The sequence below is a fragment of the Paludisphaera sp. genome (assembly GCF_037189885.1).
In the GTDB taxonomy this organism is placed as follows: domain Bacteria; phylum Planctomycetota; class Planctomycetia; order Isosphaerales; family Isosphaeraceae; genus Paludisphaera.
The window spans coordinates 1-26,350 of the sequence record NZ_JBBCIR010000018.1 but is presented as its reverse complement, the minus strand read 5'-3'; the positions used below and the strand labels follow the sequence as shown (position 1 = coordinate 26,350).

The following is a 26,350-nucleotide window of genomic DNA, read 5'->3' as shown; positions in this document are numbered from 1 at the left end:
AGTCAGACCACCTCGCACAGCACCCGGTCGGCGAGGAAGCGGCCCTCGCGGGTGAGGCGGACGCGGCGGCCGTCGTCTTCCAGCAGGCCCTCGGCGACGAAGCGGGCGATAACCGGGCCGAGCAGCGCGTCGAGGTCGAAGTCGGTGCGATACCGGAAGTCGTCGCGATCGATGCCGATTTGCGTCCGGCGCAGCATCAGCATGGCCGTCTCGCGGGCGTGCTCCTCATGCCCCAGGCGCTCGGTCGGGCCGACGGCCGACTCGCCAGCCTCGATCCGCTTGAGGTAGGCCGGCAGGTCGCGGGTGTTGACCGTGCGGAGTCCGTCGACGTACTGCGCCGCGCCCAGTCCGAGGCCCCAGTAGGCGTCGTTGGCCCAGTAGACGAGGTTATGCCGCGACTCGTGGCCGGGGCGGGCGTAGTTGGATATTTCGTACATCAACAACCCCGCGGATTCGAGCCGGTCCATCACCAGCTCGTACATCCGCCGCTCCTCCTCCTCCGCCACGGGATCGACGTCCCCGCGCTGGAGCTGCTTCCAGAGGGCGGTCCCCTTCTCGTACACCAGCCCGTAGCAGGAGAGATGCGAGGGTTCGAGCGCCATCGCGGCGTCCAGGTCGGCCCGCCAGTCGTCGGCGGTCGAGCCGGGGACGCCGAAAATCAGGTCGAGCGACCAACGCGGGAAGCGGTCGCGGACGATCCCCACCGCGCGGGGGACCTCCTCGGGGGCGTGGTTCCGCTCCAGCGCCCGCAGGAGGCGCGGCTGGAACGACTGCGCCCCCAGGCTGATCCGGTCGACGCCGGCCGAGGCCAGCACGTCGGCCTTGGCCTCGTCGAGCGTGCCGGGGTTGGCCTCGACGGTCCACTCGCCGCCGCCGGCCAGCGGGAGCCAGCGGCGGATCATGGACGTCAGCCGTTCGAGCTGGGGGGCGTCGAGCCGCGTCGGCGTCCCTCCGCCCACGAAGATCGCGTCGACCTCGCGGGGCTCCCGCAGCTTCGCCGCCGTCTCGCATTCCAGGGCGTCAAGGTAGCGGTCGGCCAGGTGGTCGGACCCGGCCAGCGAGGCGAAGTCGCAGTAGCCGCACTTGTGCGCGCAGAACGGGACGTGGACGTAGGCCGCCCTGGGATGGAGCCAGGGGGGGGCGTCGGCCCGGCGATCGCGGGTGGCGGTTGGGCCGATCAGGGGATGGCTTCCAGGAAGCGGACCTCGGGGATCTCGGCCTTGACGGCCTTCTCCACGAGCATCGTGGTGGTGTGCACGGAGGAGACGCAACCCTGGCACGCGCCGAGCAGCCGGATCTGGACGATGTCGTCCTCGTCGATCCCGACGATCTCGACGTCGCCGCCGTCGGCCACGAGGTCGGGTCGGACCTGGGCGTCGACGACCTGCCGGATGCGTTCCAGTCGTTGGGAGCGGGCGTCGTGGGACGACGCCCCCTTCGGGGCGTGGGCGTTCATCGGCGGGACTCGCGCGGGGCGGTGCGATGAGGGGACGCGCATCGGCGTGCTCCCCTCGAAGCCATCCACGGCGAGGGGACGACGGGCCCGTCGGGCGTGCCGTCGTCCCCCTGCTCGGGACCTACATCTTAAGTGTACGTCCCAGGTCGAGTCGCGGCGAGGCCGCGTCCTCAATAATCGTCGCGATAGCCGCCGCCGCCGTAGCCGCCGCCGCCGCCATAACCACCGCCGCCGCGGTAGCCGCCGCCACCGCCGCCACCCCCGCCGGGGGTGCGAGGCCGGGCCTCGTTCACCGTCAGGCGGCGGCCGTCGTTGTCCTGGCCGTCGAGGGTCTCGATCGCGGCCTGGGCCTCGTCGTCGTTCGGCATCTCGACGAACCCGAAGCCTCGGCTCCGACCGGTCTCCCGATCGCTGAGGACCTGGGCCGACGAGACGGCGCCGAACTGCTCGAACAGCTCCTGAAGCTGCTCGGACGTGACCGTGTACTTGAGGTTGCCGACGTATAGCCTCTTCGCCATCGAAATCGCCCGCTGCCAGGCTCTCCACCGATCGACCGAAACGTGCCAGTCAGCGCGAGCCCCGGCGCCTCTCTCGCGACGAGAAGCCGGCGGGACTTCGCCACTCCGGGATGGGCGGCTGGCCTGTCGGCCGACCCCGGACCTTCGCCGCCTGATCCTGGAGCGTCTGGCAATGTATCCGGTCGGTTCGAAGGGTTCAACAAAAAAAGAGGAGGGATCGCCCGGGCCCCGGGCCGCCCCCTCGCGTGGGGGGAGCTTCGCGCTTGCAAGTCTCCCCGTGGTGACGCACATTGAAGCGCTCACGCCACGACCACCATCCAAGAGGCCGACGGGACATGACGCGAAATCGATCGAAATGGCGACCGCCCGGGCTCGCCGCCCTGCTCCTCGCGCTGGCAGCCTCCACGGCGGACGCCCAGGACCGGCGGCTGACGATCCGCCCCGCCCAGGGCGTGCCGGCCGACTCTCCGATCCTCCTCCCGGCCCCCGACGACCTCGACCCGGGCCTCTACTCGCTGCGATCGTCGACGGACTCCGCCCCCATCGACGCCGTCGTCGTGGCCGACGGCGCGGTCAAGACGTTCGCCTTCATCGCGCCAGAGCTGGCCGAGCCGACCACCTTCCACGCCGCGCTCTCCATCCGCGCGCCGGGCGAGGACGAGGTCGTGACGTTCACGCCCGATGGGCCCAACCTCAAGATTGGCGCGAGGGGCCCGCTGACGGTCCACCGGGTTGACGGCCCGTACAAGCCGTTCCTCTTCCCGCTGATCGGCCCCACCGGCAAGGCGATGACCCGCTCCTACCCGATGGAGGAGGTCGAGGGGGAGGACATCGACCATCCCCACCACGAGTCGTTCTGGTTCACCCACGGCCGCGTCAACGACGTCGATTTCTGGACCGTCAAGGCGGGCGTCATCCGCGAGACCTCGCGCCAGATCGTCGCGTCCGGCCCCGTCCTCGGCCGGCTCAAGACCACCGACGACTGGCTCGCCCCCGACGGGAGCAAGGTGTGCGAGGATGAACGAGTGCTGACCGTTTACGCCACCCGGGGCGTCCGCGTGCTCGACTTCGAGGTCACGCTGAAGGCCACGGCCGGCCCGGTGGTCCTGGGCGCGACCAAGGAGGGCTCGTTCGGCGTCCGGGTCGCCTCGTCGATGGACGTAGACAAGAAGACGGGGGGCAAGATCCGCAACGCCGAGGGGGTCGAGGACGCCGAGGCCTGGGGCAAGCCGTCGGCATGGGTCGACTACTCCGGCCCCGTCGCGGGCGAGACCGTCGGCGTCGCGATCCTCAACCACCCGTCGAGCTTCCGCTATCCCACGACTTGGCACGTCCGGACCTACGGCCTGTTCGCGGCCAACCCGTTCGGCGGGCCCGACTTCAAGGTCGAAGGCTACGGCGACCATCGATTGGCCGAAGGCGAATCGATCAAGTTGGCCTACCGCGTCATCCTCCACGAGGGGGACGCCGGCTCCGTCGACCTCCCGCGCCGGTTCGCCCTGTACGCCGCCCCCCCGGACTGGTCGTGGGAGTCGGACGAGGACTGAGCCGCCGGCCGGAGGCTCAGGGCCTCCGGAACCGCCCCGACTCCGTGACGATCCCGAGGACCGGGACGTCATGGGGTTCGACGGGGATGTCGTCGCGGATCTGGACGTCGAACGCGCCGGCCCAGACCTCGACGTCGGGCCGGACGAGGGGGAGCAGGCGATCGTAGTGCCCCGCCCCGCGTCCGATGCGGTAACACGACCGATCGAACGCCACGCCCGGCGCCAGGACCCAATCCAGTTCTCCCGGCGCGATGATCGGCGTGTCGGGGGCGGGCTCGGGGATGTTCAGCGTCCCGGGCCGGAGGTCGGACGGGCCGCGGATCTGGTGCAGCACCAGCCCGGCCGCCCGGCTGGCCACGCGCGGGCACACCACGCGCTTCCCGCGCGAGAACGCGTCGGCCAGCAGCGGGCCTGCGTCGAGTTCCTCGGGGAACGCCTTCAGGTAGAGGAGCACCGTCCCCGCGTCGAGGTAGGACGGCAGGCCCAGGAGGCCGGCCATGATGCGCGATTGGCGGGCCGCGCGCTCGCCCTCGTCGATGTCGAGGATCGCCGCGATCGTCTCGGCGCGGAGCCGCCGCTTCAGGGGCGTCGTGGCCATGTCGCGCCGACCTCGCGCTCGAAACGAAAAGAAGCCCGCGACTCCCCGCCGAAGCGAGACGACGCGGGCTGAAGACCTCCACCGCAATGCCGTTGAGGCGCTTTTGAGAACCCGCAGTTCAAGTGGGGCCCGCAGACCTACGAGAAGCCAGGCTTCGAGAGGTCGATTTTGGGCCCCGACGGGTCTAACGTTGGTTCGCCAAAAGGACCGCCCCATGTCGAACATGGCAGAGGCATGCCCGGCCGAAACCGGACAACCCCATGGTAACTCAACGCCGCCGGAAATCAAGGGCGGACCGGCCATATCCTAGACATGCGAACATCCTCGATGGCTCAGCCTCGCGCCTCTTGACGGGGCCCCTCCTCCTGGAGCAGCCGGATGCGGTCCCGGAGCCGGGCGGCCTCCTCGTAGTCCTCGCCGTCGACGGCGCGTCGGAGCTGGTCCTCGAGGCGGGCGACGGGGTCGGCGGGTGCCTGGACCTGGAGGTCGGTTCGCCAGCGGAGGAGGAACGTCAGCTCGGAGCAATCCCCCTCGCGGTCGTCCTGCCGGTACTCGCGGAGGAAGTCGCGGATCCGAGCGATCCCCTCGTCGACGCGAGCCAGGGCCGCGCGGGGGTCGTCGCGGCCCAGCTCCTTCAGGGCGAGGGCGCGGGCGTTCATCATCGCGACGTAGGGGCGGTACTGGTCGAACTCGATCCTGTCGCGGTTCCGCGCGGCGTGCTTGGAGACGAACGCGAAGAGGCGGAGGTTCCGCTCGGTGTCGCGGGCCACCAGGTCGTAGAGCTGGAGATGGAAGGCCGCGAGGTAGCGGTGATAATACTGGAGGCCCTCGCGCATCAGGCCCGCGCAGTCGTCGGCCAGGAGCTTGAACTCCTCGCCGACGGCGAGGGCCGCGTCGCGCCGGGCCTCGTGATGCTCCAGGAGGGATTCGCGATCGTGGGGGCGGCGGCCGTCGGGGCGGCCGTCGCATTCCATCTGGAGCACGCCCAGGTCGACGCGCATCTGGATCTTGTCGCGGCCGTCGTCGCCTGCGACGAGCCGCGCCTGGAGGTCGTCGGGCTGGAAGTCCCAGCCCGCCAGGATCGCACCGATGTCGAGACTCAAGGAACCCCTCCCCCGATCGGGCCGCCGCCTCGGGCCGGCTCGGCCCGGCCCGCGCGAACGATCGCCCGCGGCCCCCCGATGTCGCCGAGGGGCCGCGGGCGACGATATTATACCGGAGCGCGGACGGCGATGATCACAGCTCGTTGCTGTCGTGGATCATCGGCTCCAGTTCCTTCGTGTTCCGCTCGACGGCCAGCACGATCGTCCGCTCCTCCACCCCGTCGCCGCTGGAGGCCACCGCGGGGATGATCTGGCGGGAGTCGGGCAGGCGGAAGCGGACGGTGAACGTCCCGTCGGGCCGGAGCTGGACCTGCTCGCCCTGGAGCGTCACCTGGGCGTCGGGCTCGGTCGAGCCGTAGACGATCAGCTCGGCGTCGATCTCGAAGTGGAACCGACGGCCGAGCCCCGGCAGGGCGCCCAGCGAGAGATCCCGCATCGACTGGCTCGACAGCGGCCGGCGGAGCCGCTCATCAAACAGGTCGTTCAGGTCGACCGACGCCGGCGTTCCCTTGGCGTTGATCGTCGAGGGGTTCTGGACCCGGTCGAACTGCTGCTGGACGTTGGCCCAGTTCTCCTCCAGCGCGTCGGTCACGCCCGCCTTGGGGGTCGTCACGATGTTCGACCTCGCCAGGACGTAGAACTTGCCACGCCTCGACAGATACCCGACGTCCACCCGATACGACCGCGGCGGGTCGACCACGTCGATGTACCAGTTGCTGACGCCGCCGTGGATCGGGACGTCGCGGACGTGGCGCTCGGCGGCGTTGGTCGTGTCCTCGCTGGTGACGTCGAGGACCCGCAGGATCGGCTGGGCGCTGTGCCATTCCTGGCCGAGCGCCGCCTTGGCGCGGGCCAGCGTCGCCCGGCTCAGCTCCCAGTGGGCGTGGAGCCAGTACGAGTCGCGGGCCAGGACGATGATCCGGTCCTTCTGGGAGGCGTGGTCCAGCGCGTGCGGGACGGCCATGGGCCTGATCGGCGACTCGGGGGTCGGCGCGGGGACCGACGCGGGGCGCTTGACGTTCTTCGGCGACCGGGGGGCGGGCCGCTCCTTCCGCGACTTCGGCGGCGTCGCCGATCTCACGGCCGACAGGGCCCTTATCAACTGGTCCTTCCGCATCGCGTGCCATCCCGCGATGCCCCGCTCCTTGGCCATCTGGGAGAGGTGCTTCTTGTTACAGTCCTTCAGGGCGTCGACGGTCATTCGGGGCCGCTCCGGCGCCGCGGCGGCGACGGGCGCCGCGCGGCGGATGACGAGTTGCGGGGTTCGTCCGTGAGTGGACCGATCCGGAAAACTCCCTGTATCCCGGATGAAGCGGGTCGACTGCGAGCGTCGGAGTGGGCCTGCGCGTCGGCACGGCCGGGGGGGCGTCGGGGCAAAAAAAAACGGCCGTCGATCCCGCCGTGGGATCGCGACCGTTCGCCTCAACCGAGCCCGCCTCGCCCTTGCCAATGCCACGTCATCGCGATTCCCCCTACTGCCAGGACGGAGGGCGCCGGCGATCTCGATCACGCCGGCCCTTTCCAAGGCTCGCCATCATTGGGGATACCACAATGACACAAACACTGTCAATTCCGGTTTGATCCGAGACGTGCTCGGCAAGACGCCTGGAACGCCTGGGAAGGCGACAACGCCGGACGCGCCGCCCACGCCGGCGACTTCGTGAAATATTTCGCGAAGCGGGGCCCCAGGTTGTTGACAGGGGGCGCGGCGGACTGTTTGATGGTACGTGCGTGCGACGCACCGTCCCCGGCCAACGCCGGACGTCGTCCATCCCAGCCCGCGCCCCGGGAGACGGCCTTGGCTCGCGAACCCGATTCCCGATCGGCCGTCTCCGTTGGCCTGGAGTGGGGTTCGCGCGTCACCAGCATCGGCCTGGAGTTCGTCGTCCCCGCCCTCCTGGGGTACGGGCTCGACGGGTGGCTGGGGACGAAGCCCTGGTTTGCCGTCCTGGGGGCCCTCCTGGGCCTGACGATGGGCATGCTCCACGTCTTCCGACTGCCGGCGGAACTCGCCCGCGACGCCCGACGTCGCCGCGAGGCCGATGGCGGCCCGGATCGCGACGCGGGTTGAACGACGCTGATCCTCCGCCGAGGCGGATTCCCGATCGACGAGAAGATATCCCGGACATGGCAGCACACGGCCCCCTCGACCACGTCGTCGACCACAACACGCTCGAATTCGCCTGGTGGAACGGCCCGTCCTACCAGATGGAGGTCCACCTCCCGAAGATCCTGGGCCTCCAGATCACCCGCTTCATGGTGATGGAGGCGGTCGCGGCCCTGCTGATGATCGCGATCCTCATCCCGGTGGTCCAGCACATCCGGCGCCGCCCGGTGAGCAAGGGGGGCTTCTTCAACGCCTTCGAGGCGATCCTCCTGTTCATCCGGGACCAGGTGGCCCGCCCGGCGATCGGCGGGCACGGGGCCGACAAGTTCCTCCCCTTCCTCTGGACGGCCTTCTTCTTCGTCCTGTTCAACAACCTGCTGGGCTCGATCCCCGGCGGCGCCACGGCGACCGGGAACATCAACGTCACCGGCGTGCTGGCGGTCTCCACCCTGGGGGTCGTGATCTGGTCGGGGGTGAAGGAGTACGGCGTGGCGGGGTTCTTCAAGAACCTGGTGCCGAGCGTCGACGTCCCGAAGCCGCTGAATTACGCCTTCTGGCCCCTGATGTTCGTGATCGAGCTGCTGGGGCTGCTCATCAAGCACCTGGTGCTGGCCGTCCGGCTCTTCGCCAACATGTTCGCCGGCCACGTCGTGCTGGCGGTGATCCTGGGGTTCATCGTGGCGGCGCAGGGCTGGCTGTTCTACGTCGTGGCGCCGGCGAGCATCGCCGGGGTCGTGGCGTTGAGCCTCCTGGAGCTGTTCGTGGCGTTCCTCCAGGCGTACATCTTCACGTTCCTCTCGGCGCTGTTCATCGGGGCCTCGGTGCACCCGCACTGATCCCGGGCCGTCGAGGGGCCCGCCCCGGGCGCGTCGCGGACGCCCGGCGGGGTCGAGATCGATCCGTCCGCGACGGTATCCCGAAGATCGGGCGGGGGCGGGGCGCACGAGGCCCCGCGAGTCACCCCCGCCCGCCGCGGTCGTCAACCTACAGTCTCCCGAGGGTTTCGATGAAGCTCATCAAGTCCGCCATGTTCGCGTTCGCCCTGCTGTTCGCCGCCCAGGGGGTCGCCTCGGCCCAGACCGCCGGCGACGTCGTCGCGGTCCAGCCGGTCGACCTCAAGCCGATCGGCGCCGGCATCATCATCATCGGCGCCGGCCTGGGCATCGGCCTGCTGGCCAAGAGCGCGGTCGAGAGCATGGCCCGCCAGCCGGAGATCGCCGCCAACATCCAGGCCGCGATGATCATCGCGGCGGCCCTGATCGAAGGCGCCACGTTCTTCGCGCTGCTGCTCCAGCTCATCGCCTGAGCCGGGGCCCCGCGCCGACGGGACGACCCGGCCCGGCCCTCGCGCCCCGATACCACGGGGCGCGCGGCCGGGCGGCGTCGCCGCGACGGCGACCCTCCGCGCTCGAGCCGTCCCCGCCCGTCCGACCGTCCGATTGCAAGACCGCGAGAACCAATCCCATGCTCCGCTTCCTGAAGTCCGCCCTGGGGCCCGGGCTCGTCGCGGCGGCCGCGCTGCTGGCCCCGGCCCACGCCGGCGCCGAGCAGCCCCCGGCCGCCACCGACGTCCACGCCGCGACGGCGGCCCCGGCCCACGCCGACGCGGCCCACGCGGCGGACGCGGGGGCCCACGGCGAGGCCAAGCCCAACCCGATGAAGGCCGAGCCGGGCCTGGCGGTCTGGACGCTCGTCGTCTTCGCCTGCCTCCTGGCCGTCCTCGGCAAGTACGCGTGGAAGCCCCTGGTCGAGGCCCTGCACAACCGCGAGCACCACCTGGAGCAGACCCTGCTCCAGACCGAGAAGGCCCGCGACGACGCCGCCTCCCTGCTGGCCGAGCACCGCCGGCTGATGGCCGAGGCCGACGACCGCGCCCGCGACCTCATCTACCAGGCCCAGCGCAAGGCCGAGACCCGCGCCGCCGAGCTGATCCGCCAGGCGCAGGACGAGGCCGAATCGGCCCGCGACCGCGCCCAGCGAGAGATCGCCTCGGCCCGCGACCAGGCCCTCGCCGAGATCTGGACCCGCACCGCCGACGTGGCCGTCTCGGTCGCCGCCAACGTCCTGGCCCGCGAGATCGGCGAGGACGAGCGTCGCCGCCTGACCAACGACGCCATCGGATCGCTCCCCGAGGCCGGAGGCGCCCGGTCATGACGACCCAGGCCCCCACCGAGCGGCCCGGCCGCCCGCTGGCCCAGGACGACGCCCAGGCCGCCCGATCCTACGCCGCCGCCCTGCTCGGAGCCGCCGGAGGGGACGAGGCGGTCGCCGCGGCGCTCGACGACCTGGACGCCTTCCGGGCGGAGATCCTGGCGGCCCACCCCCGGTTCGCCGCCCTGCTGGAGGCCCCCCGCGTCCCGGCCGCCGAGAAGGACCGGATGCTCGCGGCGCTGCTGGAAGGCAAGGTCGCCGACGTCGTCCTCCGCTTCCTCCGCGTCCTGAACCGCCACGGCCGGCTCGGCCTGGCCGCCGCCGTCGCCGAGGAGGCCCGCCGCCAGTGGGACCGCCGGCGCGGGCTGGTGGCCGTGAAGGTCCGGGTCGCCGCCCCCCTCGACGAGGCCCAGGCGGAAGCCCTCCGGAAGAAGCTCGCCGGGCTCGTCTCGGGGACGCCCGTGCTCCAGGTCGACACCGACCCCGACCTCATCGCCGGCCTCGTCGTCCAGATCGGCGACGAGGTCTACGACGCCTCGGCGCGCAACCGTCTTGAACAGATACGCCAGCGGCTGATCGAAGGGAAGACGCATGAAATTTCGAAGCGAAGAGATCAGTTCTGTCATCCAGCGTGAGATCGAGCAGTTCGCCCCCGAGGTCACCCGCTCCGAAGTCGGCACCGTCCTGGAGGTCGGCGACGGCATCGCCCGCGTCCACGGCCTCTCCGGCGTCATGGCCGGCGAGATGGTCGCGTTCAAGAACGGCGCCAAGGGGATCGCGCTGAACCTGGAGGAAGGCTCCGTCGGCGTCATCGTCCTGGGTGAATTCACCCAGATCGAGGAAGGCGACGAGGTCACGGCGACCGGGCAGCTGCTCCGCGTCCCGGTGGGCGACGCCCTGATCGGCCGCGTGGTCGACCCTCTGGGCAACCCCCTGGACGACGGCGGGCCGATCATCACCAGCCTCAGCCGGGCCATCGAGTCCCCCGCGCCGGGCATCGCCGACCGCCAGCCGGTCGACGAGCCGCTGCAGACGGGCGTGAAGGCCATCGACTCCATGATCCCGATCGGCCGCGGCCAGCGCGAGCTGATCATCGGCGACCGCAAGACGGGCAAGACCGCCATCGCGATCGACACCATCCTCAACCAGAAGGGGACGGGCGTCATCTGCGTGTACGTGGCGATCGCGCAGAAGGAGTCGACGACCGCCGGCCTGGTGGACGTCCTCCGCCGCCACGGCGCCATGGACTACACGATCGTCGTGGCCTCCGGCGCCAGCGCCCCGGCCCCGCTCCAGTACATCGCCCCGTACGCCGGCTGCGCGATGGCCGAGTACTTCATGTACGAGCAGGGCAAGCCGACGCTGTGCATCTACGACGACCTGTCGAAGCAGGCCGTCGCGTACCGCCAGGTGTCGCTGCTGCTCCGCCGCCCGCCGGGCCGCGAGGCGTACCCCGGCGACATCTTCTACGCCCACTCCCGCCTGCTGGAGCGGTCGGCGAAGCTCGCCAATCGCTACGTCATCGTCCCCGAGTCGACCCCGGCCGAGGCCGCGACCGAGGACAAGGCGGTCGACGGCAAGGTCTACGTCGGCGTCCCCGGCGCCGAGGAGGCCGCGCACGCCCTGAAGGCCGGCTACTCGACCGGCCACAAGGTCGCGAAGACCCCGACCTCGGGCGGCTCGCTGACGGCCCTGCCGATCATCGAGACGCTGGAAGGCGAGGTCTCGGCGTACATCCCGACGAACGTGATCTCGATCACCGACGGGCAGATCTACCTCCAGCCCGACCTGTTCTTCGCGGGCGTGCGGCCGGCCATCGACGTCGGCATCAGCGTCTCCCGCGTCGGCGGCAAGGCCCAGATCGGCGCGATGCGGAAGGTCTCCGGCGGCCTCCGCCTCGACCTGGCCGCCTTCCGCGAGCTGGAGGCCTTCGCCCAGCTCGGCACCGACCTGGACAAGGCGACGCAGGCCCAGCTCGACCGCGGCTATCGCATGGTCGAGCTGCTGAAGCAGCCGCAGTACCGGCCGCTCTCGGCCATCGAGCAGGCCATGAGCATCTACGCCGGCACGACCGGGGCCCTCGACGACATCCCGGTCCGCGACGTCCAGCGGTTCGAGCGCGAGTTCCTGGAGTTCATGCACGCCGACCGCGCCGCCGTGGTCGACGCGCTGACCCGGGAGCAGAAGCTGACCGACCAGATCGTCGCCGACCTCAAGGCGGCGATCAAGGACTTCAAGGCGACGTTCCGGCCGACCGGCGCCGCCCAGGCCGCCCCGGCCGCCGCCGCCGCGACCGCCTGACGCCCGAATCGACCGACCTCGCCGCGGCGCCCCGCCACCGCGCCGGGCGGCGTCGGCCCCGTCGACCGACCGATATTCGAGAGACCCCACGATGGCCAAGGCCCGCGCGATCATCAAACGCCGCAAGGCGGTCGACAACATCCGCAAGATCACCCGGACGATGGAGCTCATCGCCACCGCCCGGTTCCGCAAGGCGATGGACCGGGCCGTCGAGGCCGAGGCCTACACCCGCAAGATCGCCGAGATGGCGTCGGACCTCGGCGGCTCGTCGCCGTCGACACCGCACCCGCTCTACGAGAAGCGCGAGCCCGTCGCCAACGCCCTGCTGCTGGTCCTCTCCAGCAACCGCGGCCTCGCCGGCGGCTACAACGGCAACGTCCTCCGCGCGGCGCTCCGCGACTACCAGGATCTCCAGGCGGAGGGGGCCCAGGTGGCCGTGGAGGTCTCCGGCAAGCGCGGGCAGAACTTCCTGAAGTACCGCAAGATCCCCACCACCGCCTCCTACAACCAGTTCGAGGACCGTCCGGCGTTCCAGGAGGTCGAGGCCCTGGCCGACCGCTACTCGCGGATGTTCCTGGACGGGACGATCGACCGCCTGGACGTCGCCTACACCCGGTTCATCAACACGGCCCGTCAGGAGGCCGTCGTCCGGACCCTGCTGCCGATCCCGACCGACGACCCCGACGCCGCGCCGAGGCGAGACGAGGCCCAGACGCCGGCGTCGGCCGGGCCGGGCCGCGAGAAGGCCGACTACGAGTACCTGCCCGACGCCGAGGGGATCCTCAGGGAGCTGGTGCCGGCCTCGTTCAAGGCGCGGCTGTTCAAGTGCTTCCTGGACGCCGCCGTCAGCGAGCAGATCGCCCGGATGGTGGCCATGAAGGGGGCCTCTCAGAACGCCGACGACCTCTCGAAGGGGCTGACCCGCCAGTACAACCGGGCCCGCCAGTCCCAGATCACGGGCGACCTGGCCGACATCGTCGGCGCCGCCATCGCCCTGGAATGACCGCCGACCCGTCCGCCCCCCGAACGCGATATCGCTGAAGAACCACGCGCCCCCGGCGCGATTTGAAGACGAGGAATCCCCCGACATGGCGACTGCTACGAGGACCGGACGGATCGCCCAGGTCATCGGCTCGACGTTCGACGCCGAGTTCGAGGACGGCGAACTGCCGAACATCTACAACGCGCTGAAGATCGACGCCGGCCGGAAGGGCGTGGAGATCAGCCTGACCGGCGAGGTCCAGCAGCACCTCGGCGGCAACCGGGTCCGCTGCGTGGCCCTGGGCTCCACCGACGGCCTGGTCCGCGGCATGCCGGTCATCGACACCGGCGCCCCGGTGAGCGTGCCGGTGGGCAAGGGCTCGCTGGGCCGGGTCTTCAACCTGCTGGGCGAGCCGATCGACGGCCGCGGCCCGGTCCCCTCGGAGGAGAGCTGGCCGATCCACCGCGACCCGCCGTCGTTCGACGAGCTGTCGCCCAAGACCGAGCAGTTCGAGACCGGCATCAAGGTCATCGACCTGCTGACGCCGTTCGTCCGCGGCGGCAAGATCGGCCTGTTCGGCGGCGCCGGGCTGGGCAAGACGGTCATCCTCCAGGAGATGATCTCGCGCATCGCGTCGGTCCACTCGGGCTACTCCGTCTTCGCCGGCGTCGGCGAGCGGACCCGCGAGGGGAACGACCTGTGGCTCGAGATGCAGGAGACCAAGGTCGGCAGCACCGGGAAGTCGGTCATCGACTCCACCGTGATGCTGTTCGGCCAGATGAACGAGCCGCCGGGCGCCCGCCTCCGCGTGGCCCTCTCCGCCCTGACGATGGCCGAGTGGTTCCGCGACGCCACCGGGGCCGACACCCTGCTGTTCATCGACAACATCTTCCGGTTCAGCCAGGCCGGCTCCGAGGTCTCCGCGCTGCTGGGCCGCATGCCGTCGAACGTCGGCTACCAGCCCACGCTGGCGACCGAGATGGGCGCGCTCCAGGAGCGGATCACCTCGACCAAGAATGGCGCCATCACGTCGGTGCAGGCCGTGTACGTCCCGGCCGACGACCTCACCGACCCCGCCCCGGCCACCACGTTCGGCTTCCTCGACGCCTTCATCGTGCTGTCGCGGTCGATCTCCGAGAAGGGGATCTACCCGGCCATCGACCCGCTCGGCTCCAGTTCCCGCATCCTGGACCCGCAGTACGTCGGCGAGGAGCATTACGAGGTCGCCCAGCGCGTCCTGAAGATCCTCCAGCGCTACAAGGAACTCCGCGACATCATCGCGATCCTCGGCGTCGACGAGCTGTCCGAGGACGACAAGCTGGTCGTCCACCGCGCCCGCCGCATCGAGCGGTTCCTGTCGCAGCCGTTCTTCGTGGCCGAGGTCTTCCTCAACAAGCCGGGCGAGTACACCAAGCTGCCGGACACCATCCGCAGCTTCAGGGAGATCTGCGACGGCAAGTGGGACCACCTGCCGGAGTCGGCCTTCATGTACGTCGGCCCCATCGAACAGGCCGAGGAACAGGCCAAGAAGATGGGCGCGATCTGACCGGTACACCACCCCGACGGGGAGCCCTGATCCCATGGCCGACGCCATCCCGACCGCCGACCACGGCGCGACCTCGAGCCCGACCGGGCCGAAGTCGCTCCAGTGCCAGGTGGTCACGCCCGAGAAAACCGCCTTCGCCAAGACCGTGGACTTCGTCGCCCTGCCGCTCTACGACGGCGAGCTGGGCGTCCTCCCCGGCCGCGCGCCCCTGCTCGGCCGCCTCGGCTTCGGCGAGCTGCGGATCAAGACCGGCGACGCCGTCGAGTCGTACTTCGTCGACGGCGGCTTCGCCCAGGTCCGCGACGACGTCGTCACCGTCCTGACCTCCCGCGCCGTCCCGGCCGCCAAGATCGAGATGAACGGCACCGCCGCGCTGCTCGACGAGGCCCAGAAGGTCCGGGCCGCGACAGAGGCCGAGGCCGAGGAGAAGTCCCGGAACGTCGCCCGCCTCCGCGCCATGATGCACGTCAGCCGCAAGGCCTGACCCGCCCAGCCACGACCCTCCCCTCGGGACCGGACGAACGCTCACCCGTTTCGTCCGGTCCCGATTTTGCTTTCCAATCCTCCCTGGTCCCGTCCCGCCCCACACCCGGAGCATTCTCATGTCCGACCACGAACACGAACCCGAAGCCGACCACGTCCACGACGACACCTGCGGATGCGGCCACGACCACGAGCATGACGACGAGGAGATGGTCGAGATCGTCTACACCGCCCGCGAGGAGGTCCTGATCGCGGAGGGCATCTCGGCCGAGGAGTTCTCCGACGCCCTCGACAAGGCCATCGACGGCCTCGAGGCCCTGGCCATGCGCGAGGACGTCCCCGACGAGGACATCCCGGCCATGGAAGACCTGACGCTTTCCATCAAGGGGAAGGACTATCGCCTGGGCGACCTCGCCGAGGTGACGTTCGAAGGCGACTTCGACGACGAGGAGTTCGACGAGGAGGAAATCGGCGAGGAGGCCGAGGTTCAGGAGGACTGAACCGCCCCCTCCCTCACTCGCCGAGCGGGAACCCCACCCGACGGCGGGTGGGGTCGAGGAACCCTTCCCGATGGGCCAGCGGACGCTCGACCCACGCCGAGCCGTCCCATCCATGATGGACGACCGCGACGTCCGCCCCGTCGAGCGTGATCTCGAGGAATCCCGGCGGGCTGTCCCCCTCGCGGTCGACCAGCAACGGCGCGCCCGCGTTGAGGCAAAGCTCGTCGGGGACGCGAGGGGGCGTGAAGGCCCAGGCGTTATGGACGTGCCCACAGCAGAACAGGTGCGGGCCTAGCGTGGCCAGCCAGTCGGCCAGCTCGTCGGCGTTGACCAGCGGCTTCCACGCCAGGTCGTCACGCAGGCCTTCTGGGGCGTCGACGGGATAATGGCAGGCGACGATCAGGCGGTCGATCTCGTCGTGATGGTCCTCCCACAACTCCCGGGCGGCGGCGAGCTGCTCTTCCGGTAGGAGCCCCCGCGCGCCGACGGCCGGGCGGCAGGGGTCGAGCGCCAGCACCGCCGTCCGATCGGCGATGAACCGGAGCCATGGGTATTCGACGCCGCCGGCGAACCGGCCGAACGCGTGTTCGAAGTGGCGTCCTCGGGTCGCCCTCCTCGTGTAGCGATCATGGTTGCCGGGGATCACGGTCGCCCTTTCGGGCGTCCGCAGCAGCGGCCGCAGCGCGTCGTGGGCGCGCGCGAATTCCTCCCGCATGGAGGTCGTGGTCAGGTCGCCGGTGATGAGGACGTGATCGGGCCGGATCGAGGCCACCTTCTCGACGACGGCCGCCAGGCGCTCCTGGCGAAACCGCCGCGCCCGCCCGAGGAGCAGGGCCGTCATGCCGACGGCGCGCTTGCTCATCAGGCGGACGGGGTTGAGCGTCCATTCCCAGACGTGGATGTCCGACAGGTGCGCGATGCGGAAGGCCGCCAAGGGGAGTGTCCCGGGGTGATGGAGGGGGCGGGGAGATCCAGCGGCATCGGCGTCACGGCCCGGGGCGAGGGGGCTCGTTCGAGGCCGCGGGGACCGGCTCGCCCAGCGGGTCGGGCTGCCAGACGAAGTCGGGGAACAGCATGAGGGTGAGGATCACGGCCATCAGCGCGGCCGGGCCGATCACCAGGAAGACCCAGAGCCGCTCGAATTTCAGGTGCATGAAGTACCAGGCCACGAGCCCCGCCTTCGCGGCGGCCATCATCACCAGGCCGAACATCAGCGGGGCGGGCGAGTCCTGGAGGAAGCGGGCGAAGAAGTACTCGCCGACCGTCAGCAGGAACAGGCCGAGCAGCACTTTCATGTAAGGGGCGTGCGCCTCCACCGAGGCCGCGGCCGCCGCCTCGGCGGGCGTCGCGGGCGCGATCGGGGGGCTGGCGTCGACGTCGGTCATGTCCGGGCTCCTCGGGGCGGTCGGCGTCAGATGAGGTAGATGATCGTGAACAGCAGGATCCACACCACGTCGACGAAGTGCCAGTAGAGCCCCACGTATTCGATCGTCGCGAAGTTCTGGGCGGAGAACCGGCCGAGCAGCGACCCCAGGAAGACGATCGCCAGCGCGACGACCCCGACGGCGACGTGCAGGCCGTGGAAGCCGGTGGTGGCGAAGAAGCACGAGGCGAACAGGCTGACGTCCGGCGTGAAATGCCCCGTGGGGCTGATGCCCGCCGGGTACGTCCGCCCTTCCAGCAACTCGTGATACTCGTAGACCTGCACGCCCAGGAACAAACTCCCCAGGACCAGCGTGGCCAGCAGGTAGAGCGAACAGAGCCCCTTGCGGCCGCGCTGGATGGCCGAGACGGCCAGGACCATCGTGGCCGAGGAGCAGATCAGGATGAATGTGTTGATCGTCGTCAGGTCGACGCTCAGCGGGTTCATCAGCTCGTCGTAGGGCCGGGGCCAGCTCGACATCCGGAGCGGGATCGCCTCGGCCTTCGCCCCTAGCTGGCCGAGCGCGGCAACGAGTCCGTCGGCGCCCTCCTCGTCCAGGCCGTTCACGACGCCGTGGGGGACGGTCGCGAGGATCCGGGCGACCTCCGCCTCCGGCTTGCCGGTGGCCGCGGCGATCGCGCCCGCCGCGGCCGTCGCGTCGGCGCCGACGTCCGTCAAGACGACGCCGCGCGTCTCCTTTAGGCGGTCGAGCCGCGTGGCTGGGGCGTACAGGTTGCTGTACGAGGTCGGCGGGCTGCCGGCTCGGCAGACGATGTACGAGCCGATCAGTCCGGTGAAGAACATGACCTCGGTCGCCAGGAAGAGCCACATCCCCACCTTCCCCGGCGTCGCCGGCGCGGGGGCGGCGTCGGCCGAGAGGCGGTGGGGCGGGTGCCCGGCGGCTTCGAGGTGGGTCGGGGCGTCCGGGGACGTCATATCTGTGGGGCCTCGGGTCGCCTCGGGTCAGGCGGGCAAGGGGTTGAGCAGGAGCAGGAGCAGCACGGCGGGCAGGTAGAGGAACGAGGCCCCCATCAGCTTCCGGGCGTTCGAATCGGTGGGGACGCTCCAGAACCGGGCCGAGGCGGCGAGGTAGTAGATCCCCAGCAGCAAGGCCCCGGCGAAGTAGAACGACCCCGCGAGCCCGACGACCGTCGGCAGCAGGCTGGCGGGGATCAGGGCCAGGGCGTGGAGCGTCGACTGGCGGCCGGTCATCCGGCCGTCGGGGTCGAGGCACGGCAGCATCTTCATCCCGCCGCGGGCGTAGTCCTCGCGGTGGACCCAGGCGATCGCCAGGAAGTGCGGGAACTGCCAGAGGAAGACGATGAGGAAGAGGGTCCAGCCCTCGATGCTCAGCGTCCCGGTCGCCGCCGCCCAGCCGATGACCGGCGGCAACGCGCCGGGGATCGCGCCGACGCCCGTGTTCAGGGTGGTCAGGGGCTTGAGCGGGGTATAGACCCAGGCGTAGAGGGCGAGCGTCGCGACGGCGACCGCGGCGGCCGTCGCGTTCGCGAGCGCCAGCAGGACCAGCGTCCCGGCCGCGCCCAGCGCCACGCCGAAGGCGGCGGCCTCGCGCGGCGAGACCCGCCCGGTGGGCAGCGGGCGGCGTCGGGTCCGGCGCATCAGGGCGTCGCGGTCGCGTTCCCAGACCATGTTCAGCACGCTGGCGGCCCCGGCCACCAGGGCCGTGCCGAGGAGCGTCGCCAGCATGGTCGTCGGGTGGGCGCTGCCGCGGGCTCCCATCAGGAAGCCCGCGCCGGCCGTGATGACCACCAGGAGGACGATCCGAGGCTTGGTCAGCTCGAGGAACGCGGAGGTCCGGCCCTCGACGGCTTCCAGGGCCGCGGCCTCGGCGGGAGGCGCGGCGACGTTCAGGGCGGGCTCGCCCATCGAGGCGGCGGTGTTCAAGCGACGGCCTCCGTGTCGGTCGGGGACGAATGGGATGCCGGGAGATCGGCGCCGGGCGCCGGGGAGAGGTGGCGGTACGCCCGTAGCGCCGCGACCAGAGTCGCGGCGAGCAGCACGGCGCCGTTGGTCTGGTGCAGGGTCCGGGTCACGGCCTGGTAGAAGCCGACCGGCCGGGGCATGCCGTCGAACGGCCAGAGCATGACGAACGAGGCGACGCCGAGCAGGATTTGCACGCCAGCGAGGACCTCCGCGACCCGCGCCGCCGACTTGAGCGACGGCTTGGGCTCGGGGTTCTTCTTGATCCGCACATACAGGTGAGCGGCCACGCCCAGGATCGCCAGGCCGACGACGCCGTGGAAGATCGCGGCGGCCGTCCCGCTGAAGTGGCGCACCCAGGCGCCGACGCCGATCTGCGCGGCGGTCAGGACGACCGTGAAGGCGGCCAGGCCGCGGATCCGGCGGACGTCGGGCGTGGGGCGGGCGTCGGAGAGCCAGTCGCGGCCGGTGAACGTCGCGAGGGCGACGGTGATGGCGAAGAACGCCTGGGCGAGGCAGCCGTGCAGGGCGGCCAGCGTGGTCGAGTTCTGGGTGACCCGGAAGCCCCCCAGCAGACCCTGGACGATGACGATCGCCAGCGCCACCACGCCGAACGTCTTCATCCAGGCGCGGGTCTCGTGGAGGAAGAACCAGACGCAGAGCGCCATCGTCGCCAGCCCGACCGCCGCGCCGTAGAGGCGGTGGGAGTGCTCGACCTGGACGCCGAACGGGGCGTTCCAGAAGTTGTAGAGGAACATGTTCATGCCGAATGTCGTCGGCCAGTCGGGCACGGCCATGCCGACGCGATAGGTCGTCACCGACCCGCCGACGTACAGCAAGGGGAGCGTGAACACCGCCGCCAGCACCGCCGCCCAGTGGGGGGCGGCGCGGTAGGCGGAGGTCGGCTGGCGATCGGGTTCCGGCGCGGGGTCGAGTTTCGTCATGGCTTGCGCGTGCGGGGCGGCGACGGGTGCCGCCGGGGCGTCGTCCTCCGGTTCGGGCGGTTCGGGCCGGTCGGGTCGGGTCGGGTCGGGTCAGGCCATGACCGGGTCCAGGTTGATGTTCGGCGGCAGCGGGGAGGTCTGCGGCAGGTAGTCGTCCTCGGCCCCCGGGACGCTGAACTCATAGGGGGGGTGGAAGACCCGCGGCAGCTCGTCGAAGTTGTGATGCGGCGGCGGCGAGGTCGTCGCCCATTCCAGCGAGTTCGCCTTCCACGGATTGTCAGGCGCGGGGGCGCCGGCCACGATGCTGTGGAAGAAGTTGACTACGAGGATCAGCTGCGACAGCCCCAGGACGAAGGCGCAGACCGTCATGAACTGGTTCATCCAGACGACGCCCGGCGCCCGCAGGAACTCGTAGACGGTCGGGTCGGGGATGCGCCGCATGTGGCCGTGCCATCCCACGATGTGCATGAACAGGAAGGTCCCGGTCATGAAGACGAACGTGAGGAGGAAGTGGAGCTTCCCCAGCCCCTCGTTCATCATGCGGCCGAACATCTTCGGGAACCAGTAGTAGATCCCCGCGAAGAGGGCGAACGTGCTGCCGCCGAACAGGACGTAGTGGATGTGTCCGACGATGAAGTAGGTGTCGTGGATGTGGATGTCCACCGGCGTCGCCGCCATGAAGATCCCCGACAGCCCGCCGATGATGAACATCGAGACGAACGCCATCGCGTTGAGCATCGCCGTGGTGTACTGGATCCGCCCCCCCCACATCGTCCCGATCCAGTTGAAGACCTTGATCGCCGAGGGGAGCGCGATCATCATCGTCGAGACCATGAACGTCGCCCCGAGCGCGGGGTTCATGCCCGAGACGAACATGTGGTGGCCCCAGACCAGGAAGCCCATCCCGGCGATCGCCGCCAGCGCGATCACCATCGGCTTGTAGCCGAACAGCGGCTTGCGCGAGAACGTGCTGATCACGTCCGAGGCGATCCCCATCCCCGGCAGGATCATGATGTAGACCGCCGGGTGCGAGTAGAACCAGAACAGGTGCTGGAACAAGAGCGGCGCTCCGCCGCCGACGGCCGCCGGACCGTTGCCCGCCGAGCCGCCCACCGGGCTGAAGAAGTTCGTCCCGGCCAGGCGGTCGAGCAGCTGCATCACCAGCGCGGAGGTCAGGACCGGCAGGGCCACCGCCTGGAGCAACGCCGTGATGAACAGCGACCAGACGGTCATCGGCATCCGGAACAGCTTCATCCCCGGCGCCCGCAGCATGACCACGGTGGTGATGTAGTTGATCGACCCGGTCAGCGACGACACACCGGCGCAGAGCAGCGACAGCAGCCAGTACGTCTGGCCGTTGAGCGACCCCGGCGCGGCGTGGGCCAGCGTCGAGAGGGGCGGATAGCCGGTCCAGCCCGCCTCCGACGCCCCCCCTTCCACGAAGAACGACGCCAGCAGGAAGCCGATCCCCGGCCAGAGGATCCAGTAGCTGAACATGTTCAGCTTCGGGAACGCCATGTCCCGCGCGCCGATCATCAGCGGGATCAGGAAGTTGCCGAACGCCCCGGTCAGCAGCGGGATGATCACGAAGAAGATCATGATCGTGGCGTGCAGCGTGAACAGCTTGTTGTAGAACTCCGGCGGCATCTGGCCCCCCAGCGCGGGGTCGGACCAGAGCCACTTCGACAGGATCGGCACCGGCTTCCAGGGCCAGGCGAGCTGCCAGCGGATCACCATCGCCATCAGGCCGCCGAGCACGAATGCGAACAGCCCGGTGAACAGGAACTGGATCGCGATGACCTTGTGGTCGGTCGAGAAGACGTAGCGCGTCAGCGGGTTGCGCGGGCGCGGGTGGACGTGCGCGTCGCTCACTGCCGATCCCCCTCCGATGTCTCGTCATCGTCCTCGGGCTCGCCGACCTGGCTGCGCCCCTGCTCGGCGAGCCTGGCGGCCTGCCACGCCTCGAAGTCCTCTCGGGTCTCGTGGACCACGACCTCGCCCCGCATCTTGTAGTGGCCCCAGCCGCACAGCTCGGCGCAGGCCAGCTCGAACCGCCCGGCGCGGTCGCTGTCGAACCAGACCGGGATGGTCATCCCGGGGACCGCGTCCTGCTTGATCCGCATCTGGGGCAGGAAGAACGAGTGGATGACGTCGGCCGACTTCAGGTGGATCAGCGCCGTCTCGTCCTTGACGAAGTGGAGGTCGTTGATCGTGAACAGGTCGTCCATCGTGCCGATCTTGCCGTCGGGGCCGGGGTACTTGATCAGCCACTGGAACTGCCGCGCGGTCACCTCGGCCAGGACGGGGGTCCTGGGGGCGGCCGAGCGGAACTTGATGTCGGCCCAGGTGCCCATCTGATAGAGCGCCAGGAACAGCAGGATGCCGGCCGGGACGATCGTCCAGAGCACTTCCAGCCGCTGGCTGCCGTGGAAGTAGTGCGCGGGGCGGACGGGCTTGCCGTCGGCGTCCAGGCGGTCGGCGTAGCGGAACTGCGCCCAGACCATGGCCGCCTGGGTGGCGACGAAGACGATCCCGCTGAGCCACAGGATGATGAGGAAGAGCGCGTCGATCTCGCGGCCCGCCTTGGAGACGACGTGGCCGGGCTCGTCGGCCGGGTTCGGGAGCCACCAGTCGGGCGAGAACGGCGCGTAGGCGAACGCCCCCACGCTGAACAGGGCCGCGATGGCGAAGATCAGGGACCAGTATCGCAAATCAAGGGGCTCCCACGATCCGGCGACCCGGGCGGCCCCTCGTGACGGGGGGGCGGCCCGGAGCATCATCCTCGGTCACAGCATATCCCATCGCCGGCCCGGCCGCCCTCGCGGCGGGCCCCGTCGTCATCGTCGGGCCGCCTCGGCCTCGGCCACCGCCTCGGGCTCGGCCGCCACGCCCGGCCCGTCCAGCAGGTCGGGCTGATAGGGGAGCGCCAGGACGAAGTTCACCAGGTCCCAGATCTGGTCGTGATCGATCCCAGGGTAGTGCGCCGGCATCTGCGCGCCGGTGATCCCCTTGGCGATCCGCCAGTAAAGGTCGATCGGGCGGCGGCCCCCCTTGTAGACCGGCACCGTCAGGTTCGCCGGCCGCAGGGGGTTGCCCCATTCGTCGAGCTTCTGCTTCCACAGCTCCCGGGTGGGCTCGTCCAGGAGCGCCACGCGCTCGTCCATCTTGCTCGGGTCGCCCCGGAAGACGACGCGGTTGAAGACGTCCGGCGGGACGAAGCTCTGGCCGTCCCCCCGCCCCTTCGGGCCGTGGCAGCCGGCGCATTCGAGCTTCTCCTTGGTCCGCCCCAGGAACAGCTCGCGGCCCCGCAAGACGCTCTCGGGCGAGGGGGGCGTTCGGGGGGTCGGCGGGTCCACCACCCGATCCTCGGCGTCTTCCCACTTGCCGAACACGACGGAGAGGAGGTCCTGGACGATGTCGTCTTCCAGGGCGTCCGGGTCCTCGTCCTCGCCGAGGAAGCCTTCCTCGATCATCGCCAGCTCGGTCTCGCCGCGGAGGCTCAGGAAGGTGACGTAGTCGACCACCTGCTCGACCTCCTCCTCGGTCAGCAGCGCCTTGAACGCCGGCATCGACGTGCCTTCGAGGCCGTCATTGATGGAGCGCCGGAGGTCGTCGCGGGTGGGGCGGGCGCCGGTGGGGGTGGAGGTGAACTTGAAGAGGCCCCGGCGGAAGTCGCGCGGCGGCGGGAAGACGAACGGGGCCGTGGGGCCGTTCCCCGCCCCGCTCAGGCCGTGGCAGTGGAGGCAGTGGCGACGATACAGCGCGAAGCCGCCGGCGTGGGGCAGCTTCCTGGGCCCCTCGGCCGTCCTGACGAAATTCCCCAGCAGCCCGCCGACCACGCCCGATTCGTCCGCCGAGAGCGGCGCGCCCTCGGGCACGTGGATCTCCTTCGGGTTCGGCCCGTAGAGTTCGGCCATCACGGCGCGGGCCCGCTCGCGGATCCTGGGCTTGTCGGCCAGGTGGGACTTCCCCTCGAGTTCGCGGGTCATCCCCGGCTGTTCCTCGTAGGCGAGCGGGGCGGCGAAGTCGGCGTCCGAGCATCCGGCCGCCAGCGCCAGCACGATCCAAGGTCCGAACACGGGACGCCGTCGCACGATCACGCGAACATCTCCAGGGCCAGGGCGCGCCGGACTTCGTCGTGCGGCGTGAAGGGCGGGGCTGCCAGGGACGACCCGATCCGTCCGCCGCGCGCGGGCCGGACTGGCCGGGTCACGACGGCGAGGCCCGTCCGACCCACGGGTCGGACGGCGTGTCGGGGGGCCGCGATTGGTGTGATTCCGGCCCGGCCACGATCCGCGTCGGGCCGCTCCCTCGTCCGTATGGTAAGGTTATCGTAGCCGGCCGCGGCGGCCCCCACAAGCGGAACAGCGATTTCGGGCCCTTCGCTCGATTCGAAGGCTCCGATTCTTTCGAACAAAGCGGGAACCCCCGACGGGAGCATCGCCCCGTGGCAAGGCCCCGCGCGCCCTGGGAGGGACCGTCCGTGAAGCGTTCCAAGGACGCGCCGGACCTTGAAGAGCCGGGGCGCGGGCGGTTCGGCTCCGGGTGCCGGATGCGGCGGCTGGTCTTCGTCGAGCCGGTTGAGGAGCCGACCCCGGGCTACTGGTCGACCACGCGCAAGCCCCTCCCCTCGCTGCTGCTGATCGCGCCAATCGTCCTGGCCTACGAGTTCGGCGTCGTCTGGCTGGGGGGGGTTGAGTCTCAGGCGCTCCGGACCGGGGCCGACGCCTGGCTGCGGCATTCCCTGGCCGCCGCCGGCCTCACCGACCACTGGCTGCTGCCTCTGTCCCTGGTGCTGGTGCTTCTCGGCTGGCAGGCGACCCAGACCGAGGGGTGGAAGTTCTCGCCGATGGTCCTGGCGGGGATGGTGATCGAGAGCCTGGTCCTCGCCGTCGCGCTGGTCGGGGTCAGCCGGCTGGTCGACGTGGGCTTCGACCTGATGGAGCGGACGCCTCCTCCGGCCGCGCTATTCCAGGCGAACCCCGGCGCGACCGACGACGAGATGGCCCGGCTGATCGGCTTCCTGGGCGCGGGGGTGTACGAGGAGGCGCTGTTCCGGCTGCTGCTCGTCCCGGCGCTCTTCTACACGTTAAAGGCCATGCAGGCCCCGCAGGTGCTGGCGGGGGCGTTCGCGGCGAGCGGGTCGGCGTTGCTGTTCTCTCTGGCCCACCACGCGGGGCATCCGGGCGAGGCGTTCACCTGGTTCGCGTTCATCTTCCGCTGGATGGCGGGCGTCTTCTTCGCCTGGGTCTTCATCCTGCGGGGGTTCGGCATCGCCGTCGGCGCGCATACCGCCTACGATGTACTCGTCGGTTGGGTCGGTTGGGACGGTTGAGGCCGACCTCGCCCCGCCCCCCCCGCCCCGCAGTCCCTCCGGGCCGACATCCGCTCGCGGCGTGGAAGCCGGGGCCCCGGCGGAGACGGACCTCCCCCCGCCCACAACCTTCATTCGAGAGGCGGCGCCGCGTCGGACCGCGGCGGGCGCCAGGTGGTGACTCGTGGCATCAGGATATCGTCTGGGCTCGTGGATCGTCGTCGTCGCAATCCTCCTCTCCGGGGCGCTCTGCCTGGCCTGGGTGCGAGCCGCAAGCCGGACCGCGGCCGGATCCCCGGCCGGTCAAAACCTCGGCGACGCGGGCGACCCGATCGGCCCGTTCTCGCTGGTGGAGCGTTCAGGGGAAGCGGTGACGGACGCGACGCTCCGGGATCGTGTGTGGGTCGCCTCGTTCATCTTCACGCGCTGCAAGCTCTCGTGCCCGCGAATCACCAGCGTGATGAAGAGCTTGCAGGACCGGCTGGGCGACGCCGACGTGAAGCTCGTGAGCATCTCCGTCGACCCCGAATACGACACGCCCGAGGTGCTGGCGGAGTACGCCCGGACCTTCGGCGCCGACCCCGACCGCTGGTGGTTCCTGACCGGGCCGAAGGACGAGACGCTGGAGCTGATCCGCAAGAACTTCCTGGTCACGGCGATGACGAACCCGTCCCCCGCCGCCGACGGCTCCGACGAAGCCGTCATCCACAGCGACCGGCTGGCGCTCGTCGACCGCGGCCGGCTCGTGGGCCTGTTCGAGAGCGGCGATCCCCAGGCTCTCGACGCCCTGATCGTCCAGGCGAAGCGGCGGGCGCTCCCCCCGTGGGTTCGGTCGCTGCCGCCGATCAACGCGAGCCTGAACGCCCTCTGCACCGTGTTGCTGCTGCTCGGCTGGCGAGCGATCCGTCGGCCCTCCGGCCCGGCGAACCTCGCGGCGACCGAGCAAGAGGCGCACGCGCGGCCGACCGTCGCCGGTCGACTCGCGGCCCTCTGGGGCAGCCCGGCGGCGCGCGGGCACGTGCTGGCGATGGGGCTGGCCGTCCTGGCCTCGGCGATCTTCCTGGGGAGCTACCTGACCTACCACGCCTTCGCCGGCAGCAAGAGGTTCCCAGGCGAGGGCTTCACGAAGTGGGCCTACCTGACGATCCTGACCTCGCACAGCCTGCTCGCGGCGCTGGCCGCCCTGCCGCTGGTGGGGACCGTGCTCTACCGCGCGATCCGCGGCGACTACGCCGGCCACGCCCGCGCCGCCCGCGTCGCGTTCCCGGTCTGGCTGTACGTATCGATCACGGGCGTCGTGATTTACTGGATGCTCTACCAGCTCCCTCTCGGCTCCACCGGGTGAGCCCGGGTACCGAGCGGGCCCGGGTACCGAGAGGGCCCGACGGGATTCGAAGTGCGAAAGGGCCGGCGAGACCTGCCTGAGCCAGGTCGCG

Annotated in this window: 27 protein-coding genes; 13 read left to right on the top strand and 14 right to left on the bottom strand. The window is 70.5% G+C overall.

Going from position 1 to position 26,350, the window contains the following annotated elements; genetic code table 11:
• Positions 1–2: 2 nt before the first annotated feature.
• From hemW to WG209_RS07545, 3 genes are all read right to left on the bottom strand, one after another.
• Positions 3–1,271, bottom strand: a complete 1,269-nt coding sequence (hemW, locus tag WG209_RS07555) for a radical SAM family heme chaperone HemW (RefSeq protein ID WP_337174416.1) — start codon at positions 1,269–1,271, stop codon at positions 3–5.
• Positions 1,178–1,456: a NifU family protein gene (locus tag WG209_RS07550; RefSeq protein ID WP_337174415.1), complete on the bottom strand. Its 279-nt coding sequence runs from the start codon at positions 1,454–1,456 to the stop codon at positions 1,178–1,180. The genes hemW and WG209_RS07550 overlap by 94 nt, the downstream gene beginning before the upstream one ends.
• Before the next feature lie 170 nt (positions 1,457–1,626).
• Positions 1,627–1,974, bottom strand: a complete 348-nt coding sequence (locus WG209_RS07545; RefSeq protein ID WP_337174414.1) for an RNA-binding protein — start codon at positions 1,972–1,974, stop codon at positions 1,627–1,629.
• A 335-nt stretch (positions 1,975–2,309) separates the two neighbouring features.
• On the opposite strand from WG209_RS07545, the gene WG209_RS07540 reads away from it, so the two are divergent.
• Positions 2,310–3,521, top strand: coding sequence for a PmoA family protein (locus WG209_RS07540; RefSeq protein WP_337174413.1), 1,212 nt, complete (start codon positions 2,310–2,312; stop codon positions 3,519–3,521).
• Positions 3,522–3,537: 16 nt separating this feature from the next.
• Here WG209_RS07540 and WG209_RS07535 read toward each other — a convergent pair whose 3' ends face one another.
• From WG209_RS07535 to WG209_RS07525, 3 genes are all read right to left on the bottom strand, one after another.
• A complete protein-coding gene (locus tag WG209_RS07535) occupies positions 3,538–4,119 on the bottom strand; it encodes a 5-formyltetrahydrofolate cyclo-ligase (RefSeq protein ID WP_337174412.1) in 582 nt (193 codons plus the stop codon).
• Positions 4,120–4,451: 332 nt separating this feature from the next.
• The gene (locus tag WG209_RS07530) at positions 4,452–5,222 is read right to left on the bottom strand and encodes a UvrB/UvrC motif-containing protein (RefSeq protein ID WP_337174411.1); all 771 of its coding nucleotides are present in this window, start codon (positions 5,220–5,222) and stop codon (positions 4,452–4,454) included.
• A gap of 133 nt (positions 5,223–5,355) precedes the next feature.
• On the bottom strand, positions 5,356–6,423 hold the full coding sequence (locus tag WG209_RS07525) for a DUF4912 domain-containing protein (protein WP_337174410.1): 1,068 nt from the start codon (positions 6,421–6,423) through the stop codon (positions 5,356–5,358).
• Positions 6,424–7,020: 597 nt separating this feature from the next.
• On the opposite strand from WG209_RS07525, the gene WG209_RS07520 reads away from it, so the two are divergent.
• The 10 genes from WG209_RS07520 (at position 7,021) to WG209_RS07475 (ending at position 15,292) form a co-directional block, all read left to right on the top strand.
• Positions 7,021–7,293, top strand: coding sequence for an AtpZ/AtpI family protein (locus WG209_RS07520; protein WP_337174409.1), 273 nt, complete (start codon positions 7,021–7,023; stop codon positions 7,291–7,293).
• A 56-nt stretch (positions 7,294–7,349) separates the two neighbouring features.
• The gene (gene atpB / locus WG209_RS07515) at positions 7,350–8,165 is read left to right on the top strand and encodes a F0F1 ATP synthase subunit A (RefSeq protein ID WP_337174408.1); all 816 of its coding nucleotides are present in this window, start codon (positions 7,350–7,352) and stop codon (positions 8,163–8,165) included.
• Between the two features lie 170 nt (positions 8,166–8,335).
• A complete protein-coding gene (gene atpE / locus WG209_RS07510) occupies positions 8,336–8,635 on the top strand; it encodes an ATP synthase F0 subunit C (RefSeq protein ID WP_337174407.1) in 300 nt (99 codons plus the stop codon).
• 158 nt (positions 8,636–8,793) lie between these two features.
• A complete protein-coding gene (gene atpF / locus WG209_RS07505; protein ID WP_337174406.1) occupies positions 8,794–9,483 on the top strand; it encodes a F0F1 ATP synthase subunit B in 690 nt (229 codons plus the stop codon).
• Positions 9,480–10,115: an ATP synthase F1 subunit delta gene (gene atpH, locus WG209_RS07500; RefSeq protein WP_337174405.1), complete on the top strand. Its 636-nt coding sequence runs from the start codon at positions 9,480–9,482 to the stop codon at positions 10,113–10,115. Before atpF ends, atpH begins: the two co-directional genes overlap by 4 nt.
• Complete coding sequence (gene atpA / locus WG209_RS07495; RefSeq protein ID WP_337174404.1) at positions 10,072–11,781, top strand: F0F1 ATP synthase subunit alpha; 1,710 nt, start codon at positions 10,072–10,074, stop codon at positions 11,779–11,781. The genes atpH and atpA overlap by 44 nt, the downstream gene beginning before the upstream one ends.
• A 91-nt stretch (positions 11,782–11,872) precedes the next feature.
• Positions 11,873–12,784 (top strand): ATP synthase F1 subunit gamma, encoded by a 912-nt coding sequence (atpG, locus tag WG209_RS07490; RefSeq protein WP_337174403.1) that lies wholly within the window; start codon positions 11,873–11,875, stop codon positions 12,782–12,784.
• 85 nt (positions 12,785–12,869) lie between these two features.
• Complete coding sequence (gene atpD, locus WG209_RS07485; protein ID WP_337174402.1) at positions 12,870–14,309, top strand: F0F1 ATP synthase subunit beta; 1,440 nt, start codon at positions 12,870–12,872, stop codon at positions 14,307–14,309.
• A 34-nt stretch (positions 14,310–14,343) separates the two neighbouring features.
• The gene (gene atpC, locus WG209_RS07480; protein ID WP_337174401.1) at positions 14,344–14,793 is read left to right on the top strand and encodes an ATP synthase F1 subunit epsilon; all 450 of its coding nucleotides are present in this window, start codon (positions 14,344–14,346) and stop codon (positions 14,791–14,793) included.
• A gap of 118 nt (positions 14,794–14,911) precedes the next feature.
• Positions 14,912–15,292, top strand: coding sequence for a hypothetical protein (locus WG209_RS07475; RefSeq protein WP_337174400.1), 381 nt, complete (start codon positions 14,912–14,914; stop codon positions 15,290–15,292).
• A gap of 13 nt (positions 15,293–15,305) precedes the next feature.
• Here the strand turns inward: WG209_RS07475 and WG209_RS07470 are convergent, their stop codons facing one another.
• The 8 genes from WG209_RS07470 to WG209_RS07435 all read right to left on the bottom strand — a co-directional run bounded on the left by WG209_RS07470 (position 15,306) and on the right by WG209_RS07435 (position 23,679).
• Positions 15,306–16,226 (bottom strand): metallophosphoesterase, encoded by a 921-nt coding sequence (locus WG209_RS07470; RefSeq protein ID WP_337174399.1) that lies wholly within the window; start codon positions 16,224–16,226, stop codon positions 15,306–15,308.
• Positions 16,227–16,278: 52 nt separating this feature from the next.
• The gene (locus tag WG209_RS07465) at positions 16,279–16,677 is read right to left on the bottom strand and encodes a cytochrome C oxidase subunit IV family protein (protein WP_337174398.1); all 399 of its coding nucleotides are present in this window, start codon (positions 16,675–16,677) and stop codon (positions 16,279–16,281) included.
• A gap of 26 nt (positions 16,678–16,703) precedes the next feature.
• On the bottom strand, positions 16,704–17,651 hold the full coding sequence (locus WG209_RS07460; RefSeq protein ID WP_337174397.1) for a cytochrome c oxidase subunit 3: 948 nt from the start codon (positions 17,649–17,651) through the stop codon (positions 16,704–16,706).
• A gap of 27 nt (positions 17,652–17,678) precedes the next feature.
• The gene (gene cyoE / locus WG209_RS07455; protein WP_337174396.1) at positions 17,679–18,620 is read right to left on the bottom strand and encodes a heme o synthase; all 942 of its coding nucleotides are present in this window, start codon (positions 18,618–18,620) and stop codon (positions 17,679–17,681) included.
• A complete protein-coding gene (locus WG209_RS07450; protein ID WP_337174395.1) occupies positions 18,617–19,600 on the bottom strand; it encodes a COX15/CtaA family protein in 984 nt (327 codons plus the stop codon). The genes cyoE and WG209_RS07450 overlap by 4 nt, the downstream gene beginning before the upstream one ends.
• 90 nt (positions 19,601–19,690) lie before the next feature.
• Positions 19,691–21,472, bottom strand: coding sequence for a cbb3-type cytochrome c oxidase subunit I (locus tag WG209_RS07445; RefSeq protein WP_337174394.1), 1,782 nt, complete (start codon positions 21,470–21,472; stop codon positions 19,691–19,693).
• A complete protein-coding gene (locus WG209_RS07440) occupies positions 21,469–22,311 on the bottom strand; it encodes a cytochrome c oxidase subunit II (protein WP_337174393.1) in 843 nt (280 codons plus the stop codon). The genes WG209_RS07445 and WG209_RS07440 overlap by 4 nt, the downstream gene beginning before the upstream one ends.
• 126 nt (positions 22,312–22,437) lie before the next feature.
• On the bottom strand, positions 22,438–23,679 hold the full coding sequence (locus WG209_RS07435; RefSeq protein ID WP_337174392.1) for a c-type cytochrome: 1,242 nt from the start codon (positions 23,677–23,679) through the stop codon (positions 22,438–22,440).
• Positions 23,680–24,083: 404 nt separating this feature from the next.
• Here WG209_RS07435 and WG209_RS07430 point away from each other — a divergent pair, with 404 nt between their 5' ends.
• Positions 24,084–24,935 (top strand): CPBP family intramembrane glutamic endopeptidase, encoded by an 852-nt coding sequence (locus WG209_RS07430; protein ID WP_337174391.1) that lies wholly within the window; start codon positions 24,084–24,086, stop codon positions 24,933–24,935.
• A 163-nt stretch (positions 24,936–25,098) separates the two neighbouring features.
• Positions 25,099–26,259, top strand: a complete 1,161-nt coding sequence (locus WG209_RS07425; protein ID WP_337174390.1) for a DUF420 domain-containing protein — start codon at positions 25,099–25,101, stop codon at positions 26,257–26,259.
• The last annotated feature ends 91 nt before the right edge of the window (positions 26,260–26,350 follow it).

Excerpts from the sequence above, each read along its gene's own strand:
- atpF (WP_337174406.1), top strand. The coding sequence starts at position 8,794 with ATGCTCCGCTTCCTGAAGTCCGCCCTGGGGCCCGGGCTCGTCGCGGCG.
- WG209_RS07450 (WP_337174395.1), bottom strand. The coding sequence starts at position 19,600 with ATGACGAAACTCGACCCCGCGCCGGAACCCGATCGCCAGCCGACCTCC.
- atpB (WP_337174408.1), top strand. The coding sequence starts at position 7,350 with ATGGCAGCACACGGCCCCCTCGACCACGTCGTCGACCACAACACGCTC.
- atpA (WP_337174404.1), top strand. The coding sequence starts at position 10,072 with ATGAAATTTCGAAGCGAAGAGATCAGTTCTGTCATCCAGCGTGAGATC.
- atpH (WP_337174405.1), top strand. The coding sequence starts at position 9,480 with ATGACGACCCAGGCCCCCACCGAGCGGCCCGGCCGCCCGCTGGCCCAG.
- WG209_RS07545 (WP_337174414.1), bottom strand. The coding sequence starts at position 1,974 with ATGGCGAAGAGGCTATACGTCGGCAACCTCAAGTACACGGTCACGTCC.
- WG209_RS07525 (WP_337174410.1), bottom strand. The coding sequence starts at position 6,423 with ATGACCGTCGACGCCCTGAAGGACTGTAACAAGAAGCACCTCTCCCAG.
- atpG (WP_337174403.1), top strand. The coding sequence starts at position 11,873 with ATGGCCAAGGCCCGCGCGATCATCAAACGCCGCAAGGCGGTCGACAAC.
- WG209_RS07535 (WP_337174412.1), bottom strand. The coding sequence starts at position 4,119 with ATGGCCACGACGCCCCTGAAGCGGCGGCTCCGCGCCGAGACGATCGCG.
- WG209_RS07465 (WP_337174398.1), bottom strand. The coding sequence starts at position 16,677 with ATGACCGACGTCGACGCCAGCCCCCCGATCGCGCCCGCGACGCCCGCC.
- WG209_RS07475 (WP_337174400.1), top strand. The coding sequence starts at position 14,912 with ATGTCCGACCACGAACACGAACCCGAAGCCGACCACGTCCACGACGAC.
- atpE (WP_337174407.1), top strand. The coding sequence starts at position 8,336 with ATGAAGCTCATCAAGTCCGCCATGTTCGCGTTCGCCCTGCTGTTCGCC.
- atpC (WP_337174401.1), top strand. The coding sequence starts at position 14,344 with ATGGCCGACGCCATCCCGACCGCCGACCACGGCGCGACCTCGAGCCCG.
- WG209_RS07550 (WP_337174415.1), bottom strand. The coding sequence starts at position 1,456 with ATGAACGCCCACGCCCCGAAGGGGGCGTCGTCCCACGACGCCCGCTCC.
- WG209_RS07460 (WP_337174397.1), bottom strand. The coding sequence starts at position 17,651 with ATGACGTCCCCGGACGCCCCGACCCACCTCGAAGCCGCCGGGCACCCG.
- atpD (WP_337174402.1), top strand. The coding sequence starts at position 12,870 with ATGGCGACTGCTACGAGGACCGGACGGATCGCCCAGGTCATCGGCTCG.
- WG209_RS07540 (WP_337174413.1), top strand. The coding sequence starts at position 2,310 with ATGACGCGAAATCGATCGAAATGGCGACCGCCCGGGCTCGCCGCCCTG.